Raw genomic sequence first — 19211 nt, forward strand, 5'->3', positions numbered from 1 at the left:
GCTGCAAAAATTGATGCCAACCAGGCCCTAATGGGGAAATACGGCTTTTTCTCCACACCGTCGATGGCCTGGAAAAATAATCAGGGTGAATTTAAATCCACTCAAGACCTGGCGATGGACGTCAAGGAAATTTTTGAACAATAATATTTTAACTGCATGATAGAAAAGTAATTTTTACTTAAAACATCTATACATGATAGGGAGGCAGATTTACATTGGTGGATAGGCTAAGCATGAAGAGCAGATAAGAAATGTCAAATTTGGATGATCCACGGGTACTGCTTGCTTTGGAACGAACCGCTCTGGCGTGGAACCGGAGTGGTTTGGCATTAATTGCTTTTGGTTTTGTGATTGAAAAATCCAACCTGCTAGTGCAACTGGTGGACCCAGACACTTATGCACAGAAAATAGCTTATTCACAATGGCTGGGAATTGCGGTGATTGTATTTGGTATGTTGGTAAATTTCGCCTCAATCCTGCAATATCGACGGGGGTTGACATCACTGCGACCGCCGGAATTTATTGAAGGTTATTACACCCAGTATCCCGTATGGCTAAATCTGTTTACTGCTTTTAGCGGACTGCTTCTGATCATTTCTTTTTGGCTGCACTAAGAAGAGGGCTGGGCGCAATACAGCTCGTACAGCTTTTGCATCAGGCTCAAGACCTTGGGGTCACTCAGACGATAGAAAATCTGTTTGCCCTCACGTCGGGTGCCAACCATGTCGGCCTTACGCAGTACAGTCAGCTGTTGTGAAAGTGTAGGTTGATGAATATCGGTAGATTCTTCAATTTCCTGAACATTCATTTCCCCGTCGACTAAGATACATAAGATTTTCAGACGATCAGGATTGGCTAAAACTTTTAGGCATTGGCTGACGAAATCGACCTGTGAAAAATCAATTTTGGCATTTGCAGCAATCATATCCATAAATGTCCTTGAAACCTTTGATGTAGCCCATGCAGTTTACACAATTTACCATAAAACTGCTTGATTATTATTTTTTGTTATATAATATAAAAAACTATATTGTATAGAGATTGATTCACTATGCATGACTTCCTCATCGCATTTATTGGCGGTTTAATGCTCGGACTTTCAGTGGTCGGCTATCTGTACGTCAATGGCCGTATTGCAGGAATCAGTGGTTTGGTTGGGCAGGTATTAAACCCAAAAACCGTATTTAATACGCCTGCGATCTGGTTTTTATCAGGCTTGATCATTACACCGTTTATTTATGGTCTGTTTATACAACCTGAAATCGAATTGAATGCCAGCCCATTGATGATGATTGTGGCAGGTCTGCTGGTAGGCTTCGGGACACGTTTGGGGTCGGGCTGTACCAGTGGTCACGGAATTTGTGGCATTAGTCGCTTGTCTAAGCGTTCAATTGTCGCGACGATGACTTTTATGTTTGCAGGTTTTGTCACCGTTTATATTATCCGTCATATCACAGGAGCATTCTAAAATGAAAAATGTGTTTGCCTTTTTATTTGGTGCTCTGTTCTCTGTGGGTCTGATGGTGTCGGGCATGTCCAATCCTGAAAAGGTACTCGACTTTCTGGATCTGTTTGGTGATTGGGATGCCAGTCTGGCCTTTGTCATGATGGGCGCGATTGCAGTGGCCTTTATTCCTTTCCAGAAAGCATTACGTACGGCACAACCGAAAACAGTATTTAATGAGCCTATTGATTTGCCTAAAAATAATCAGATAGATAAGAAACTGATTACCGGTGCGGTTTTATTTGGTGCAGGTTGGGGCATTGCCGGCATCTGTCCGGCGCCAAGTTTCACCTTGATCGGTTTGGGCCACTATCAAGTGCTCTATTTTATTGTAGCAATGCTGATGGGTGTATGGATTCACCGTAAATGGTCAGGAGCTTAATGGTGTCAAACTTACCTATAGTAAAAGATTTTTTTCACGAAGATACCAATACCTTCAGTTATGTGGTGAGTGATCCTGCAACCGGACATTGTGCCATTATTGACAGTGTCCTGGATTATGATGCGGCCTCGGCTAGTACATCGACTACACATGCAGATCGTATTATTGCCTATATTAAAGCACAAAATTTAACTGTCGAGTGGATTCTGGAAACCCATGTTCATGCAGATCATCTGACGGCAGCGCAATATCTCAAGGCAGAACTGGGTGGTAAAATTGCCATGAGCCAGAAGATTTCAGTGGTACAGGAAACCTTTGGTGCGATTTATCATCTGGACATGAAACAGTTTAATGCCCTGCAGCCATTTGACTACCTGTTTGAGGATCATGAGCATTTCAAGATTGGTGAACTGGATGCCTATAATATTCCTACGCCAGGGCATACGCCGGCCTGTCTCAGCTATGTAATCGGAGATGCGGTATTTGTGGGTGATACCCTGTTTATGCCGGATTATGGTACAGCACGTTGCGATTTTCCGCGTGGTAGTGCATCGACCTTGTTCGATTCGGTACAGTCACTGTATCAGCTTACGCCTGAAACTCGGATGTTCTTGTGTCATGACTATCTGCCTTCAACACGTCATGACTATGTCTGTGAAACAGATGTACACACCCAGAAAACCCAGAATATTCATATCCACGAAGACACCAGTAAAGCAGAGTTTGTCGAAATGCGTCATCAGCGTGATGCCACTTTAAGTATGCCGAAACTGATTTTACCGGCGATTCAAATTAATATGAAAGCAGGGCAGTTTCCTGAGCCTGAAGCCAATGGTGTGTCTTATTTGAAATTGCCATTGAATTATTTTAAGTCTTAAAACCTTCCTTATAAGCATGGGTTGTCTTTGAGAGAGCACATGCTTTTTTTGCCTGAATCAGACTGGAGTTAATTTCATGTAGGTATAGGGAATTGCATTACTAAATATTAAATTATTTAAATGATGATTCATTCTGTATTCAGATCTTCATAAATTTAAAGGATACTTATTAGGGATATATTCTGTTTTAGACTTAATTCAGGATGCATAAATGAAGTACTCATTTATACAGCAGGTTTTCACTGGTCCCGTGGATATCGTAGGGGATATTCATGGTGAGATTGCCGCGCTGGAACAACTGATCCAGGTATTAGGTTATGACCGGAATGGTCATCATCCAGAACAGCGCAAACTAATTTTTGTCGGTGATCTATGTGACCGGGGGCAAGACAGTGTTGCGGTGATCAAACGCGTCAAACAGCTGGTAGATGAAGGCTATGCACAATGTGTGATGGGTAATCATGAATTGAACCTATTGACCGATACTTTGCGGGAAGGCAATGGCTGGTTTTTTGGTTCACCGCATCAGGATGATCTGAAACCTTTTGATTCGATCCAAGCCTCAATCAAAGATCGACAATGGATTCTGGATTTTTTAAATAGCTTACCGTTGGCCTTGGAGTCGGAGCAGCTGCGTGTTGTACATGCCTGTTGGCATCAAGGATCAATTGATCAATTACGCAATTCTGGTTTTACTTCGCTTGGCGAAGCCTATGCTGATTTCGTTCAACATACAGCGCTGGATCTGCAAGCCTTAGGTATTAATGAATTCATCCAGATAGAGCAGCAACGCTACCAACACCAGTTCAAAGACCCAGCTGCAACTTTACCTTTATTGCAACATCTCGCAGAAAAAGAGCTACGTGAGCAAATGCACAATCCGATTCGGGTCATTACTTCTGGTGCGGAAAAAATCGCCTTAGAACCGATTTATGCCGGTGGAAGGTGGCGGATGATCGACCGCGTGCCATGGTGGGACAGCTATACCGACCAAATTCCAGTCATTACTGGACATTATTGGCGGAACTTTAAATCTACTGAAGAAAAAACCGGTTTACTCAAATCGATCGATGCACTGCAATGGTATGGACAGCAACAAAACGTATTTTGTGTGGATTATTCAGTGGGTAAACGCTATCTCGATCGTCAACAGGGTGTCGCGTTCAGACATCGACTCGGCGCCTTAAGATTTCCAGAAAATATCTTGAGCTTTGAAGATGGCAATCAGTATTCAGTTCAGCGGTTCTGAGAAAAGGCAATTTTCTGATACAAAAAAAGCAGCTTTTCCAGCCGCTTTTTTTACAGAATCTAGATTTTATTCTGCTTCGATTATTTCATAATCATGGGTGATTTCAACACCGCCATCAGACAGCATTTTGCTGGCAGAGCAATATTTTTCAGCAGAAAGTTCTACGGCTTTTGCGACCTGTTTCTCTTTAATCGCTTTGCCGGTCACTACAAAATGCAAGTGAATTTTCGTGAATACTGCCGGAATTGTATCTGCACGTTCAGCCTTTAATTCGCAGCGTACATCGGTAATATCCTGACGAGCCTTCTTTAAAATGGTAACAATATCAAAAGACGCACAACCGCCCAGACCCGTTAAAAGCAGTTCCATAGGACGGGGACCACGGTTTTCACCACCGTATTCAGCTGAACCATCCATAATAAGGCTATGACCACTTTGAGTTTTTGCTTCAAAAGCAACATTCTCTAACCAATGAACGCTTGTTTGCATTGCAACTACCTAAAAAAAGCTATAAATTTATCAAGTAACTGTACACTAACATAAATTGGGTTGATACGGAATTTCAATCCCACTGTGTGACAAGTTCACATTAGGTCTTGTGCGATCTATAAATTATCCATAATCGGAACTGTTAGCATGACTTCAAACTTTTCACAATTAAGCACTGATGCGCTTTCTCCGGGGCAATTACCAGAATCCGTGAAAGCACTGTTAAAACGTGCATATATTAATCGTTATCCAAAACGTACCACGATCATTGATGCAGGATCAGAATCTAAATCTTTATATTTAATTCTGAAGGGGTCTGTATCTATCATTCTTCGTGAAGATGATGATCGTGAAATTGTCGTGGCTTATTTAAATGCGGGTGACTTCTTTGGGGAAATGGGTCTATTCGAGGTTAATCCACAACGTACTGCGGAAGTTCGTACGCGTGATGTGTGTGAAATTGCCGAAATTACCTATGAAAACTTTCACGAAATCAGCAAGCAATATCCTGATCTGAGCTATGCGGTATTTGCTCAATTAGTACGTCGTTTGAAAAATACCACACGTAAAGTCACTGATCTGGCATTTATTGATGTTTCAGGCCGGATTGCACGTTGCCTGATCGACCTGTCTTCACAGCCAGAAGCGATGATTTTGCCGAATGGCCGTCAGATTCGTATTACCCGTCAGGAAATTGGCCGTATTGTTGGCTGTTCCCGTGAAATGGTGGGTCGCGTACTGAAAACGCTAGAAGAGCAGGGCATGATCGAAACCGATGGTAAAGCCATCCTGATCTTTGATGCTTCACTAGAAGAAGCGTCTGAAGCAGTTGCAGATGGTGCCATAGACGAATAATCCAGATATTAAAAAGCAAATCTTCGGATTTGCTTTTTAATGCGTCATTACTTAATACATAAAAATTTAGAACAAGCTTCTCAGAAAAGATGATTTAAGCTCCCCTTATAATTCCGATAGGCTATAGCCCACTTGATCTCAATTCACTGAATAAAATTCACAGGATGTTTTTATGCAATTCAGACCGTTGGCGGATACCGGCATTCTTTTGCCAGAAATTTGTTTGGGCACCATGACCTTTGGTGAGCAGAACACGCAAGAACAGGCTTTTCAGCAACTGGATTATGCTTTAGATCAGGGACTGTATTTCTGGGATACTGCGGAAATGTACCCGGTACCGCCAAAACCTGAAACGCAAGGTGCTACCGAGCGTATTATCGGGAACTGGATCGCTGCACGTGGTGGCCGTGACAAACTCTTTTTAGCCTCAAAAATTGCCGGACCATCGCAAGGTGGTAGCCATATCCGGGATGGTCAAACCCGTTTCGTTGCCGATGAAATTTCAGCAGCCATTGACCAGTCATTGTCACGCCTACAAACGGATTATATTGATCTGTATCAGTTACACTGGCCGCAACGCCCAACCAATTTCTTTGGCAAGTTGGGTTATGGCAATGCTGAAGCGGCAGAAGACCGTGCCGTAACGGATCTGGAAGAAACCCTGACTGCCTTGCAGGATGAAATTAAAAAAGGCCGTATCCGTTATATTGGTCTTTCCAATGAAACCCCGTGGGGCACGATGAAATTTCTGCACCTCGCAGAGAAATTAGGTTTGTCCAAATTTGTCAGTGTACAAAACCCATATAACCTGCTGAACCGTACTTATGAAATTGGCATGTCAGAAATTGCCCGATATGAAAATGTAGGTTTGTTGGCGTATTCACCTTTGGCATTTGGTTATCTGACCAGTAAATTCCGTCATGGTGCGCGTCCTGCCAATGCACGTGTAACGCTATTCTCCCGCTTTAGCCGCTATAGCAATCCGCAAAGTGAATGGGCAACCGAGCAATATGCCCAGCTGGCAGAACAGCATGGCTTAAGTCTTACCCAATTGGCTTTGGCCTTTATCAAGCAGCAGTTCTTTGTGACCAGTACCATTATCGGTGCGACCAATCTGGATCAGCTGAAAGAAAATATTCAGGCATTTGAAATCGATCTATCAGAAGAAATTCTTAAAGCTATTGAAGATATTCACCGTCAGCAGCCGAACCCTGCACCTTAACTTTGTGCTGATTGAAATGCACCCTCCTATGAGGGTGTTTTTATTTTAAGAATTAACAAAGTTGAGTCCACACAACCTAGATGTCAGAAATTAAAAACGGCATAATCAAATGAACATAAGAAGATGAGCTTTAAAAAATGAATCCAGAAGCCACGACATTACCAACTACAGTATTAGTGAAAGCCACGAGTCGAATAGCCGAGCAATTACAGCTTACGCAATCGGAACTTGCTGCCATTCTCGGCGTCCCGGAGCAAGAGGTATTATCGCTTGTGCAAATGGATGATTTAGCTCCGCATACGAGTGAAGGAAAACAGGCACTCGCTTTATTATCAGCAATTGTTTAAGCTTGCTGGTGGCGATTTTGAAGTAATGCGCCTTTTTATCAATTCACCCAATCGCTCTCTAGATGATCAGTTACCACGTAGGCTGATCCAAACGCCGCAAGGATTCAGCCAAGTAATCGATGTTCTGGAACGGATGCGACACATTTAAGTCGTCTTCATTGATCAGAAAGGAAATTCAATACAGGTCATCTGAACAAGCAGATAAAAATTCTATTTGGCGCTCTTGAAATCTGCTTTATATATACCAATATTATTACTGATATCTGTCTTCTAATATAAATTAAGTTTTTGAAAAATATATAAAAATGATTTGAAATTTTATCAAGCGTACCCATATATCCATCAAGTAGAAAATTTGTTGTGAGGAATAACAAGAATGCGTTTTGAAAAATTTACCAATCGCCTGCAGCAAACCCTTTCCGATGCGCAATCGCTGGCCATGAGCAAGGACCATACTTCGATTGATGGAATTCACATCTTGGCCACCTTGATGGACGAAGCATCCAATGTCAGCCTGCTGCAACAGGCCGGTGCCAATCTGCGTGAGTTACAGACCAAGTTGCAAACAGCATTAAGCAATGCGGCAACCCTGACCAATCCATCAGCAGATATCAACCTCAGTCCTGAAGCGGCAAAAGTATTGCATCTGGCAGACAGCTTTGCGCAAAAAGCCGGAGATGAGTTTTTATCTACGGATTGGGTGCTGTTGGCGCTGGCAGAAACCGGAAATACCAAAACTTTATTAAATAGTGTTGGCGTAAAGGCAGAGACTTTAAGCCAAGTGATTAATCAATTTCGAGGCGATGAAAAAGTCATGAGCAATAATCATGAAGATCAGCGTGATTCACTGAATAAGTACACCATTGATTTAACTGAACGTGCGTTGGCAGGCAAGCTTGATCCTGTGATTGGCCGTGATGATGAAATCCGCCGTACCATTCAGGTCTTATCACGCCGTACCAAAAATAACCCGGTACTCATCGGTGAGCCAGGGGTCGGTAAAACTGCAATCGTCGAAGGTCTGGCGCAGCGGATTATCAATGGTGAAGTGCCTGAAGGACTCAAAGGTAAACGTGTTTTATCACTTGATCTGGGTTCTTTGCTGGCCGGTGCCAAATACCGTGGTGAGTTTGAAGAACGCTTAAAAGCCGTTCTGAAAGATATTGCCAAACATGAAGGCGAAATCATCCTGTTTATCGACGAGTTGCATACCTTGGTGGGTGCCGGTAAAGGTGATGGCGCGATGGATGCCGGTAACATGCTGAAACCTGCGCTGGCCCGTGGCGAGCTGCGCTGCGTCGGTGCGACCACACTGGATGAATATCGTCAGTATATTGAAAAAGATGCAGCGCTGGAACGTCGTTTCCAGAAAGTGCTTGTCGATGAGCCAAGCGTAGAAGATACCATTGCGATTCTGCGTGGTTTGAAAGATCGCTATGCTACCCATCACGGGGTACAGATTCTGGATTCCGCGATTATTGCGGCGGCGAAAATGTCGCATCGTTATATTACCGATCGTCAGTTGCCGGATAAAGCCATTGACCTGATTGATGAAGCAGCATCGCGCATCAAAATGGAACTCGATTCTAAGCCAGAAGCTTTAGATAAACTGGAACGCCGTCTGATTCAGTTAAAAATGCAGCTGGAAGCGGTGAAAAAAGATGAAGACTCAGGTGCCAAAGCTGAGATTCAATACTTGTCCGATCAGATCGCCACAGTTGAAAAAGAGTATCATGACCTGGAAGAAGTCTGGCGTGCAGATAAAGCGCTGGTCGAAGGCAATAAAGACGTACAGATCAAACTGGATCAGGCACGTACAGCACTTGAAAAAGCGCAACGTGAAGGTGATCTGGGCGAGGCCGCGCGTTTGCAATATGGCGTGATACCAGAGTTGCAAAAGCAGCTTGAACTGGCTGAAAAAGCCGATGAAAGCGCAACGCCAAAATTGCTGCGTAACAAAGTCACCGACAATGAAATTGCTGAAGTAGTGAGTGCTGCGACCGGTATTCCGGTTGCGAAAATGCTGCAAGGCGAGCGTGACAAATTGCTACATATGGAAGAATTCCTGCATAACCGTGTAGTAGGGCAAGATGAAGCCGTGGTGGCGGTATCCAATGCAGTACGCCGTTCACGTGCCGGTCTGTCAGATCCGAACCGTCCAAGTGGGTCATTCCTGTTCCTGGGGCCAACGGGTGTCGGTAAAACAGAATTGACCAAAGCCTTGGCGAATTTCCTGTTTGACAGCGACGATGCCATGGTGCGTATCGATATGTCAGAATTTATGGAAAAACATTCGGTCAGCCGTTTGGTTGGTGCGCCTCCGGGCTATGTCGGTTATGAAGAAGGTGGGGTGCTTACTGAAGCCGTACGTCGTAAACCGTATAGTGTGATCTTGTTTGATGAAGTCGAAAAAGCGCATCCGGACGTATTTAACATCTTGCTACAGGTACTGGATGATGGCCGTTTAACTGACTCGCAAGGCCGGGTAGTGGACTTTAAAAACTCTGTGATCGTCATGACTTCGAACCTGGGTTCGCAGGATGTACGTGAATTGGGCGGTAATGCCACTAAAGAAGAAGTCCGTACGGTGGTGATGAATGCGGTATCGGAACATTTCCGTCCGGAATTTATCAACCGTATTGATGAACTGGTAGTGTTCCATGCGCTGGAAAAAGACCAGATTCGCGGTATTGCCGATATCCAGTTGGACCGTTTACGTCAACGTCTGGCAGAACGCGATATGCGCTTGTCGGTAGATGACAGCGCTTTCGATCAGCTGATCGAGGCCGGTTTTGATCCATTGTATGGAGCACGTCCACTGAAACGTGCAATCCAGCAGCGGATTGAAAATGGTCTGGCGCAGAAAATCCTGGGCGGAGAATTCCAGCCGGGCGATACCATTCTGGTGAAAGCTGAAGCAGGTGAGTTAATCTTTGAAAAAATGAAACTTAACTAAACCGCTTCTCCTTGCAACAAAAAACCCAGCCTAGGCTGGGTTTTTTTTAATCTTATTTTTAACTTCGAGCATTGCAACACTTTTGTATTCTTGTTGCGGCGAGCTTTAAAGCATGGCTTAAAACTCAGCTCAGGGAAAATAAAGAAGATATCAATCGTGATAAAGACAGTTAATTCATCATCAAATTACACTTGCGGATGACGGATTTTCCAGGCACGGTGAATCTTTTGATTCCGCTTGAAGTCAGGTCCAATGGTTTCCTGGGTAATTTCTTCAACATCAAAGAAGGCCAGAATTTCTTCATCCATCTCAAAACCACGATAGTTATTTGAGAAATACAAGGTACCATCAGTGGTTAAGCGGTTCATCGCACGTTTTAACAGGGACAAATGGTCGCGCTGTACGTCAAAGGTCCCGTAGAATTTCTTCGAGTTTGAGAAGGTTGGTGGGTCGATAAAGATCAGCTCATATTGCTCATGACCTTCTTTTAGCCATTCGAAACAGTCAGAGGCAAAGAACTGATGCTGTTCATCCGCATGATCCACGGTTAAGCCGTTCAGAACAAAATTTTCTTTAGACCAGTTCAAATAAGTATTCGACAGATCGACGCTGGTTGTACTTGCAGCACCACTCAAAGCAGCATGTAAACTTGCCGTTGAGGTATAGCTGTACAGGTTCAGGAAGTGTTTGCCTTTTGCTTCACGTGCAATACGTAAACGCATTTGACGGTGATCCAGAAACAGACCGGTATCCAGATAATCGGTCAGGTTGACCAGAATCTTGGCTTGACCTTCCTGAACGATAAAACGCTTGGATGCTGTACTTTGTTTGGTGTACTGGTTTTTACCTTCCTGACGTGCACGGGTCTTGATAAAGATCGCATCACGGCCCAAACCGGTCACGGCACGAATGGCCTGTAAGGCCAGGTTGAAACGTTTTTTGGCTTTTTCCGGATCAATAGTTTTAGGTGGCGCATATTCTTGTACATGCAAACGCTCGCCATACAGATCTACTGCGACGTTAAAATCAGGTAAATCTGCATCATAGAGACGTAAACAATGGATCTGTTCCTTGACTGCCCATTTTTTTAGAGCTTGCATATTTTTGGTCAGACGGTTGGCAAACTCCATCGCACCTTCAATCGGTTCAAACTGCTGAGGCTGCCAGCTTTCTAGGAATGGACGTACCACTGCGGCCGGTTTAACCGTACCGAAGCGGATATAGATCGGCAATTTACCATTCATCAAACGCAGGATTTGCGGATCATTGAACGCCAGCACATCGGCCTGTTCCACTTGGGAGGCAATCACAGCCGCTTTTTGATTCGGGAAATTCTTTTGCAATAAAGCCGATAAACCCAGGTATAAAGAACGGTTTTGCGCTTTATCGCCGAGACGTTCGCCATATGGCGGGTTGGTCACGAAGAATACTTTCTTGCCTTCTGCATGGAAATCAGGCCAGTCATTTAAAGTCCGTTCTTCGATCATGATATTGTCGAGAGCAGCTTCAAAACCCGCCGCGATAATATTTTGTCTGGTGGCTTTAACCGCTTCCCAGTCCGCATCGAAGGCATAGAATTGTGGTAATGGATTTTCCATTGCCGCTTGATGACGTTCAGCAGCTTCGGCCTTGATGCTCATCCACAGTTCATGGTCATGGCCATTCCAGCCATTAAAACCGAAACGACGGACCAGACCCGGTGCACGGTCGGTCAAAATCATTAGGGATTCAATAATAAAGGTACCTGAACCACACATTGGATCGACAATGATGTCCGGATTTAACGCTTTTAAACCACCTTTTTGCAGAATCGCAGCAGCCAGGTTTTCCTTAATCGGTGCATCAGTCATGAAACGGCGATAACCGCGTTTATGCAAAGAGTCACCAGACAGGTCGAGGCAGTAAGTATGTTCTTTCTTGCCTGCCAGAATATACATGGTGATTTCTGGCTGTTTGGTGTCAATGCTTGGACGTTTGCCTACCGCTTCCATAAAGGAATCTACGACACCATCTTTGGCACGTAAAGTCGCGAACTGGGTGTTGACCTTGATGTCACGCTCGACATGCAAACGAATCGCAAAGGTGCTTTGTGGTGCAAAAATCAGCGACCAGTCGAAGCTGAGAGCCCCTTCATAGAGTTCTTCTGCCACATCACGGGCATCATGAGAAAATTCAATTTCATGCGTGTGGATTGGCATCAAAACACGTGAAGCCAGACGTGACCACATGCAGATACGATAAGCATTTTCCAGTGTGCCTTTAAAGGTCAAACGGCCCGGAAAACGCTCAATATTCTGAACACCTAAGCCTTGTATTTCTTCTTCTAATAAGGTTTCCAGACCATCGGCACAGGTGACCCAATAATTGCTTAAACGTGGAGAGGTATTCATATAATAGAGAGACCAAAAAAGATAAATAAAAAACTGCGCTAAGTTTACCGTATTTTTATATTGAAAGCTTTTGAAATTCTCTGAAAGGCCGTGGCATGTGATAGAGAAAAATAATATTCACACTATAAATTGAGGAACTGGTACGCATTTTGCTCTATACATGGCAAATCAGGCGGTCAGTCGATGGGGAGCGATGGCTGCCTGATTTTTCAATTTTATAATGGGGGTTAAGATGTTAGAGAATCAGTTACGCAACCATGACGCTTTTTCAGTGGCCACTTTAATCTATGCGCGTTTACGACGTGTTTCAGGTCGGGTGATTGATGCAATTTATCTGGCAGAGAACCTGGATTATGCCCGGCATGTGATTCAACTGGCAGAGCAAACCCAGGATCCAGATTTGAATCATCTGATCCAGCGCCTGAAAATGGTACTGGAGATTTCTGAAACAGCACAAGACTCACAAACAGAATCTGCACACCCAAGCCAGCAGGAAGGGCTGATCTCGGTCGAACCGGATGAAGACGATATCTATCGTGCACAGGTGTCACATCGGTATATTGGTGCACTGCGTTAAACCTGAGATGGGTGTGAATGCTCCAGACTGAAGCGCCCGTTGGTTTTGTACTTAAAATCAGCAAGATGCAAATCGGGTTAAATTATCTTATTGAAAAAATACAAAGGAATCTGATTTTTTATTTTTATTGTTCAGATGCTTTTTGTACAAGTAGCAGCGTGGCCAACTATAAAAATTCGCCAATCTCTGTATAATATGTTGACTTAACGCATAAGGAATCTCTCATGCACTTGGCGGCATTGCATACACCGAGCCAGATTCAACTCAATAAAGAAGGTAATCTAAAACACTTCTTGACCATCGAAGGTCTTTCTAAAGAAACCCTGACAAAAATATTGGACACTGCACAGTCCTTTTTTAATGACCAAAATCAGCTGATCACCAATAATTTGCTCGAAGGCAAAACGGTGATGAACCTGTTCTTCGAAAATTCAACCCGTACCCGCACCACCTTTGAAGCCGCTGCCAAGCGCCTTTCTGCCAACGTTCTCAATATCGATATTGCCCGTTCGAGTACTTCTAAAGGTGAAACCCTGCGTGACACCTTATGGAATCTGGAAGCCATGGCGGCCGATATTTTCGTGGTACGTCATTCATCTTCAGGGGCAGCGCATTTTATTGCCAAGGATGTCTGTCCAACAGTGGCAATTATTAATGCCGGTGATGGCCGTCATGCGCATCCGACTCAAGCGATGCTGGACATGCTGACCATTCGCCGCGAAACCAATAAAAAATTCGAAGAAATGTCGATTGCAATTATTGGTGATATCAAGCATTCACGTGTCGCGCGTTCAGATGTGGCCGCCTTGCAAACTTTAGGCTGTCAGGATATCCGGGTGATTGCACCGAATACCTTGCTGCCATTGGGCTTTGAAGAATATGGTGATGGTGTTCGTCTATTTAATAATATGGAAGACGGCATCAAAGACTGCGACGTGATTATTACGCTTCGTATTCAGAACGAGCGGATTGATTCTCCGGCACTGGCCTCGCAAGCAGAGTTCTACAAAATGTATGGCTTGAATAAAGAACGTCTTGCCATGGCCAAACCGGATTGTATCGTGATGCATCCGGGACCAATGAACCGCGGCGTTGAAATCGACTCAAGTATTGCGGATGGTCCGCAATCTGTGATTTTGAAGCAGGTGACCAATGGTATTGCCGTGCGTATGGCGGTGTTGGCTTTATCGATGCAAGGCCAGTTACAAGAACAAGGTTTGATTGAAGCGATTGCGGGTTAAGGAATAAGTCATGACTATTGTAAAAATTGAAAATGTCCGTGTTCTTGATCCAATCCAAAACACTAATTCTATCCAGACCGTGTATCTGGAAAATGGAAAATTCGTTGCAGAAACAGCAGACGTCTCTGAAACGATTGATGGTCAAGGCAAATGGTTAATGCCAACCATGGTCGATTTGTGTGCGCGTTTACGTGAACCGGGTCAACAGCAACACGGTACGCTTAAGTCTGAAGGAAAAGCGGCACGTGAAAATGGCATTTTGCACGTATTTACGCCACCCGATTCAAAGCCAATCGTACAAGATAATGGTGCGCTGATTCACGGTCTGGTCGAAAAAGCCATGCTGGATGGTGGGATCTATCTTCAAGTGATTGGTGCGCAAACCCAAGGCTTAAATGGTCAACAACCGGCAAATATGGCGGGCTTGAAAAAGGGCGGTTGTACTGCGGTTTCCAATGCCAGTGCGCCGTTTGCCAATGATGATGTGGTACTGCGTACCCTTGAATATGCTGCAGGCTTAGACCTGACGGTGGTGTTCTATGCGGAAGAACCACAAATTGCCAAAGACGGCTGTGTGCATGAAGGGTTTATTGCATCACGTCAGGGCTTGCCGATGATTCCGGCACTGGCTGAAACCGTGGCGATTGCCAAATATCTGTTGATGATTGAATCAACCAAAGTACGAGCACACTTTGGTCTGTTGTCTTGTGGTGCTTCGGTGGAATTGATCCGTATTGCCAAGGAAAAAGGCTTACCGGTGACCTGTGATGTGGCCATGCATCAGTTACATTTAACTGATCATTTGATTGATGGATTTAACTCTCTTGCACATGTGCGTCCACCGCTTCGTTCTGAACAGGACAAAGAATTACTGCGTCAGGGTGTAAAATCAGGTGTGATTGATGCGATTTGTACTCATCATGAACCGCTAAGCAGCTCTGCGAAAATGGCGCCGTTTGCTGAAACGCAGCCAGGTTTCACTGCTTTTGATACCTATGTGCCTTTTGGTCTGCAACTGATTCGTGAGGGGTTGTTGACTCCACTGGAATGGGTGGAAAAAGTGACCCTAGCTCCGGCTCGTGTTGCACAAATGGCAGATCGATGGATAAATGAATCAGGCTGGGTGCTGCTAGATCCGGAACTGGAATGGACCCTGAATAAAGAAAGCATCGTGTCACAAGGTAAAAATACCCCGCTCATTAATCAAAAAGTGCTGGGTAAAGTGGTTCAAACTTTTGCTGCTTAAATGATGCCAATTTTATAAAAGTCAGCTTCGGCTGGCTTTTTTTATTTTTTAAATTTTGTGTTGGTAAAATGAGTACTCAACAAAAACAGTGAAACTTTATGATATTCATACAATTATTTACATTTTCAAAAAATGGGGATCGTTACACTGATTAAATATTAAACATTAGAAAAATCAAAAGAATGGTGACGATTATGAATATAGACTTTATAGAACGCTTAAAAAGCGATGTTACGGCGATTGTGCTTCAAGGTGAAACCGAGCATTTATTTGCCAAAGATCAAGCTTTGGCTCAATTCTATCCCATATTTTTAAGTATATTGCGTGCACGTCCCGCCTGGATTGAGAATCTTGGTCAGCAACTTAATCCAAAAATTCATGAATTATTCAATGCAAATCCGGCACTCAAGCAGCAGTTTCTGGATCAAGTGGATCAGAGCGCGCCACAAGATGAAATAGAGCATACCTTGAACCGGTCAATTGTACCGACTATGAATTTTTTACAGACCGAAGCGGGTGCTTCAAGTCCGGAAGCGATTAGCCATTTGCTGGAAACCCACGCCGATTCGATTCAGCGCGCATTACCCGTTTGGGCTGGACCTATTCTGGCAGCGCTAGGAGTTTCACCCTTGGCAGGGCAAAATTTAAATCAGGAGCCTGTATTGGCGGAGCAGACCATCATTGTTCAGGAAGAAAGAAAAACCGGCTTTTTATGGCCGTTTATTATTTTTCTGATCCTGGCGGGTTTGATCCTGTTTTTGGTTCGTAGCTGCATGCAGGATGATGTTGAAGATTCAAATACCCAAGCGACCAGTGAAGTTGCTGCAGCTCAGCCTGCATCCTTGCGATTAAGTACAGGCAGTAATGGCGAAATTGTCAGTTGTCAATTACAGCTGAATAATCCGCAGTATATGGAAATTTTGCAAAACGAGATCAAACAGATCTTTAATTATAATATTGGTTGTGGGGCGCTGAGCAGTGAGGTTTATCATTCAGAATTTATTGATCAGGATACTATTCCGACTGTGTTGAGAACAATGCAGGGAATGCCAAATGTGTCACTTGACTGGATTGGCAATCAGGTTTCAGTGCGTGCAGCAACCAATGCAGAGGCCGAGCGTCTGGCAGCACAAATTCGTAGTCTGGCCAAAAATGTCACAGTGGTGACCCAGCAGCCGCTCAATAGAAGTGACGTGATTAATACCGCCAATAGTGAGGCAGAACAAGCCTTGGCCAGTATCAAGACCGATAATGTTAAAGCGCTGGATGTGGCGACTGCACTGAATTTACAGATCATTAATTTTGATACGGCATCGACTGAAGTTCCCGAGGTCAATAAATTGGTGCTGGATCAGGCTGCTGCATTATTGCAACGAGCACCGCATGTCATTCTGAAGGTTACAGGACATGCCGATGCTCAGGGTAGTGAAGCAGAAAATAAGGTGCTGTCTGTGCAACGAGCTCAAGCGATTACCAGTTATCTCGTTGGAAAAGGGGTCAATCCTGCACAGTTACAGGCAGTTGGCATGGGAGAGGATCAGCCGGTTGAACCCAATGCCACACCTGCCGGACAGTTTCAGAATCGTCGCGTGACCTTTGAGGTCGTGAATACCGAAACGGGAATTGTACGTGAAGTAGATGATGAAGGTGTAGTTGAGAAGACAGGAAATTAAGAGAGCGGCCTAAATAAAAAAGGACGAATTTTCGTCCTTTTTTATTATCTTAAATTAAGAAAATACCGGCGGGCTATAAGTCAATGTCCGACCAAGGAACCACAGCAGGAACAGTACCAAAGGCAGATGGAAAATCAGCTGGGTCACCGTAAATCCAATCACATCTTTGGCTTTTAATTTCAGGATACCCAACATCGGAAGCATAAAGAATGGATTAATCAGATTCGGCAAGGCTTCTGCCGCATTATAAATCTGTACCGACCAGCCCAGATGCACTTTCAGGTCATGCGCAGCCTGCATCACATAGGGCGCTTCGATAATCCATTTCCCTCCGCCAGAAGGAATAAAGAAACCCAGAATCGCCGAGTATAAGCCCATCACAATGGCAAAGGTTTCCTGCGAGGCAATGGAAACAAAGAACTCGGCAATGTAATGTGACAATGACAGATCGGCCGGGTTTAGCGCATTGGTCATCATAAAGGCAATACTGCCATACAGCGGAAACAGGATCAGTACCCCAGAAATGGCGGGTACGGCTTTGGATACCGCATTCAGGAAATTTCGCGGTGTACCGTGTAAGGCCACGCCCAAAATCAGGAAGATAAAGTTATAGGTATTTAAGCTGGAAATGGCCAGAATCGGATTGCTTTTGGAAAATTCGTTAAACATCCAGACTGCGCCCAGAATCACAATCAGAATGCTTAAAATGGGTGAATTTTCCAGCCAATCCCCCGGTCTTTTTTCGGCAGATACTTCCGGTTTTTCTTCTTCAATCTGAATCGGAAAGTGCTCAATGGTTTTAATGTCAGACCCTTTAGGTGCTGACCAGTAAGCAATCGCAATTGAAGCTACAATCAGTACCGCCGTCATGATCATGGATTGCGGCAGGAAAATGGTTTCGGTAAATGGAATCACGCCCGTCAGATTATAAATCGGTTCAGGCAGACTGCTTTTATTGGCCTGTAACTGTGCAGCTGAAGAACTGATCCCCAGTGCCCAGGTCGCACCCATCCCGATAATCGCGGCAGCCGCAGCAGCGCGGTAATCCATGTTAAGCTCTTTACGCTGTGCCAGTGCAATCACTAGGAGTGCAGTCAGTACAGTACTCATGGCCCAATTAATCAGAGAAATTAACAGGCTGACCGTGGCGACCAGGACAATCGCACCACGACCGGAATGTGGCAGGCGCGCCATTTTCTGGATCAGAAGCTGGACAGGCTTAGATACGGAAACCACATAACCGACCACGATCAGCATGCACATCTGCAAGGTAAAGGGAATCAGGCTCCAGAAGCCGTCACCAAAGGAAATCGCGACATCCTGTGCCGGTGCACCAATTCCGATGGCAGCAATCGCCACAATGATCACGCCAAGCAGGGCAAAAATATAAGAATCCGGAAACCATTTTTCTGACCAGTCGCTGACGCGCAAGGCGAAGCGCTGCAAGATATTTTTTTGAATTTGCATGATTAAAATCCATTTATTCTGCGATTATTATTTTGAAATGAAGCAGCTATATATAAAAAGCCCTTAAGAAATTTTATTCTTAAGGGCTGGCTGGATCAGGCAGCGTTACGTAGTAGCGCTACTCCCGTGACTTTTTGAATCTCTTCAAAACTGACCTCTGGTGCCAGTTCAACCAGTCGAATTCCATCAGGAGTAACATCCAGTACACCGAGATCGGTAATAATCCGGTTGACCACAGCTTGACCAGTCAGCGGCAAGCTACATTGCGGTACAATCTTCGGTGTACCATCTTTGGCGCAGTGTTCCATCAAGACCACGACCTTTTGTACACCCGCGACCAGATCCATGGCACCGCCCATGCCTTTGACCTTTTTGCCTGGAATCATCCAGTTGGCCAGATCACCAGTTTCGGACACTTCCATAGCACCCAGAATGGCAATATTGACATGACCGCCACGGATCATGGCAAAGGAGTCGGCACTTGAGAAAAATGAAGCACCTTTACGCGCGGTAACCGTCTGTTTACCGGCATTGATCAGGTCGGCATCCACTGTCTCCTCGGTTGGAAATTCGCCAATCCCCAGCAGGCCATTTTCCGACTGCAGCCAGACATTGATATTTTCCGGAATATAGTTCGCGACTAGCGTCGGCAGGCCAATCCCTAGATTGACGTAGAAACCATCTTCAAGCTCTTGTGCCGCGCGCTGCGCCATTTCATTACGTGTCCAAGCCATG

General features: G+C 44.6%; 19 protein-coding genes and 1 pseudogene. 15 read left to right on the forward strand and 5 right to left on the reverse strand.

Going from position 1 to position 19211, the window contains the following annotated elements; all coding sequences use genetic code 11:
- A pseudogene (locus MTX11_RS07305) lies at positions 1–144 on the forward strand (thiol:disulfide interchange protein DsbG); the annotation flags it as partial.
- Between the two features lie 107 nt (positions 145–251).
- Entirely contained in the window at positions 252–614 is a 363-nt protein-coding gene (locus MTX11_RS07310; RefSeq protein WP_004646570.1) for a YidH family protein, read from the forward strand.
- Here the strand turns inward: MTX11_RS07310 and MTX11_RS07315 are convergent.
- Positions 611–931: an ArsR/SmtB family transcription factor gene (locus MTX11_RS07315; RefSeq protein WP_004810630.1), complete on the reverse strand. Its 321-nt coding sequence runs from the start codon at positions 929–931 to the stop codon at positions 611–613. The two genes, MTX11_RS07310 and MTX11_RS07315, sit on opposite strands and share 4 nt — an antisense overlap.
- Before the next feature lie 120 nt (positions 932–1051).
- On the opposite strand from MTX11_RS07315, the gene MTX11_RS07320 reads away from it, so the two are divergent.
- The 4 genes from MTX11_RS07320 to MTX11_RS07335 all read left to right on the forward strand — a co-directional run bounded on the left by MTX11_RS07320 (position 1052) and on the right by MTX11_RS07335 (position 4013).
- On the forward strand, positions 1052–1468 hold the full coding sequence (locus MTX11_RS07320; protein WP_243474756.1) for a YeeE/YedE family protein: 417 nt from the start codon (positions 1052–1054) through the stop codon (positions 1466–1468).
- Position 1469: 1 nt separating this feature from the next.
- Positions 1470–1886 (forward strand): DUF6691 family protein, encoded by a 417-nt coding sequence (locus MTX11_RS07325; RefSeq protein ID WP_243474757.1) that lies wholly within the window; start codon positions 1470–1472, stop codon positions 1884–1886.
- A 2-nt stretch (positions 1887–1888) separates the two neighbouring features.
- Positions 1889–2764 carry an MBL fold metallo-hydrolase gene (locus MTX11_RS07330; RefSeq protein WP_243474758.1) on the forward strand — a complete coding sequence of 292 codons (876 nt, stop codon included), beginning with the start codon at positions 1889–1891 and terminating at the stop codon, positions 2762–2764.
- A 211-nt stretch (positions 2765–2975) separates the two neighbouring features.
- Positions 2976–4013, forward strand: a complete 1038-nt coding sequence (locus MTX11_RS07335) for a metallophosphoesterase (RefSeq protein WP_243474759.1) — start codon at positions 2976–2978, stop codon at positions 4011–4013.
- A 66-nt stretch (positions 4014–4079) separates the two neighbouring features.
- Here the strand turns inward: MTX11_RS07335 and MTX11_RS07340 are convergent, their stop codons facing one another.
- A complete protein-coding gene (locus MTX11_RS07340; protein ID WP_004280142.1) occupies positions 4080–4502 on the reverse strand; it encodes an OsmC family protein in 423 nt (140 codons plus the stop codon).
- Between the two features lie 147 nt (positions 4503–4649).
- Between MTX11_RS07340 and crp the strand changes: the two genes are divergently transcribed.
- The 5 genes from crp (at position 4650) to clpB (ending at position 9882) form a co-directional block, all read left to right on the forward strand.
- Positions 4650–5357 (forward strand): cAMP-activated global transcriptional regulator CRP, encoded by a 708-nt coding sequence (gene crp, locus MTX11_RS07345; RefSeq protein ID WP_004280141.1) that lies wholly within the window; start codon positions 4650–4652, stop codon positions 5355–5357.
- A gap of 172 nt (positions 5358–5529) precedes the next feature.
- The gene (locus tag MTX11_RS07350) at positions 5530–6579 is read left to right on the forward strand and encodes an NADP(H)-dependent aldo-keto reductase (RefSeq protein ID WP_114541778.1); all 1050 of its coding nucleotides are present in this window, start codon (positions 5530–5532) and stop codon (positions 6577–6579) included.
- 137 nt (positions 6580–6716) lie between these two features.
- Entirely contained in the window at positions 6717–6926 is a 210-nt protein-coding gene (locus MTX11_RS07355; RefSeq protein WP_005107328.1) for an antitoxin Xre-like helix-turn-helix domain-containing protein, read from the forward strand.
- 25 nt (positions 6927–6951) lie between these two features.
- Positions 6952–7074, forward strand: a complete 123-nt coding sequence (locus MTX11_RS07360; protein ID WP_243474838.1) for an MbcA/ParS/Xre antitoxin family protein — start codon at positions 6952–6954, stop codon at positions 7072–7074.
- 228 nt (positions 7075–7302) lie between these two features.
- Complete coding sequence (clpB, locus tag MTX11_RS07365) at positions 7303–9882, forward strand: ATP-dependent chaperone ClpB (protein ID WP_243474760.1); 2580 nt, start codon at positions 7303–7305, stop codon at positions 9880–9882.
- A gap of 185 nt (positions 9883–10067) precedes the next feature.
- On the opposite strand, the gene rlmKL is transcribed toward clpB, so the two are convergent.
- Positions 10068–12272, reverse strand: coding sequence for a bifunctional 23S rRNA (guanine(2069)-N(7))-methyltransferase RlmK/23S rRNA (guanine(2445)-N(2))-methyltransferase RlmL (gene rlmKL / locus MTX11_RS07370; protein WP_243474761.1), 2205 nt, complete (start codon positions 12270–12272; stop codon positions 10068–10070).
- Positions 12273–12504: 232 nt separating this feature from the next.
- On the opposite strand from rlmKL, the gene MTX11_RS07375 reads away from it, so the two are divergent.
- The 4 genes from MTX11_RS07375 (at position 12505) to MTX11_RS07390 (ending at position 17009) form a co-directional block, all read left to right on the forward strand.
- On the forward strand, positions 12505–12849 hold the full coding sequence (locus tag MTX11_RS07375; RefSeq protein ID WP_004646582.1) for a hypothetical protein: 345 nt from the start codon (positions 12505–12507) through the stop codon (positions 12847–12849).
- Positions 12850–13073: 224 nt separating this feature from the next.
- Positions 13074–14090 (forward strand): aspartate carbamoyltransferase catalytic subunit, encoded by a 1017-nt coding sequence (locus MTX11_RS07380; RefSeq protein WP_004280134.1) that lies wholly within the window; start codon positions 13074–13076, stop codon positions 14088–14090.
- Between the two features lie 10 nt (positions 14091–14100).
- On the forward strand, positions 14101–15336 hold the full coding sequence (locus MTX11_RS07385) for a dihydroorotase (protein ID WP_004280133.1): 1236 nt from the start codon (positions 14101–14103) through the stop codon (positions 15334–15336).
- A 182-nt stretch (positions 15337–15518) separates the two neighbouring features.
- Positions 15519–17009, forward strand: a complete 1491-nt coding sequence (locus tag MTX11_RS07390) for an OmpA family protein (RefSeq protein ID WP_004646583.1) — start codon at positions 15519–15521, stop codon at positions 17007–17009.
- Positions 17010–17063: 54 nt separating this feature from the next.
- On the opposite strand, the gene MTX11_RS07395 is transcribed toward MTX11_RS07390, so the two are convergent.
- Together MTX11_RS07395 and MTX11_RS07400 are read right to left on the reverse strand one after the other, a co-directional pair.
- Positions 17064–18476 carry a short-chain fatty acid transporter gene (locus MTX11_RS07395; RefSeq protein WP_243474762.1) on the reverse strand — a complete coding sequence of 471 codons (1413 nt, stop codon included), beginning with the start codon at positions 18474–18476 and terminating at the stop codon, positions 17064–17066.
- Between the two features lie 95 nt (positions 18477–18571).
- Positions 18572–19210, reverse strand: coding sequence for a CoA transferase subunit B (locus MTX11_RS07400; protein ID WP_005262069.1), 639 nt, complete (start codon positions 19208–19210; stop codon positions 18572–18574).
- Between the last annotated feature and the right edge of the window lies 1 nt (position 19211).

This window comes from Acinetobacter lwoffii (assembly GCF_022809915.1).
Lineage (GTDB): Bacteria > Pseudomonadota > Gammaproteobacteria > Pseudomonadales > Moraxellaceae > Acinetobacter > Acinetobacter lwoffii_M.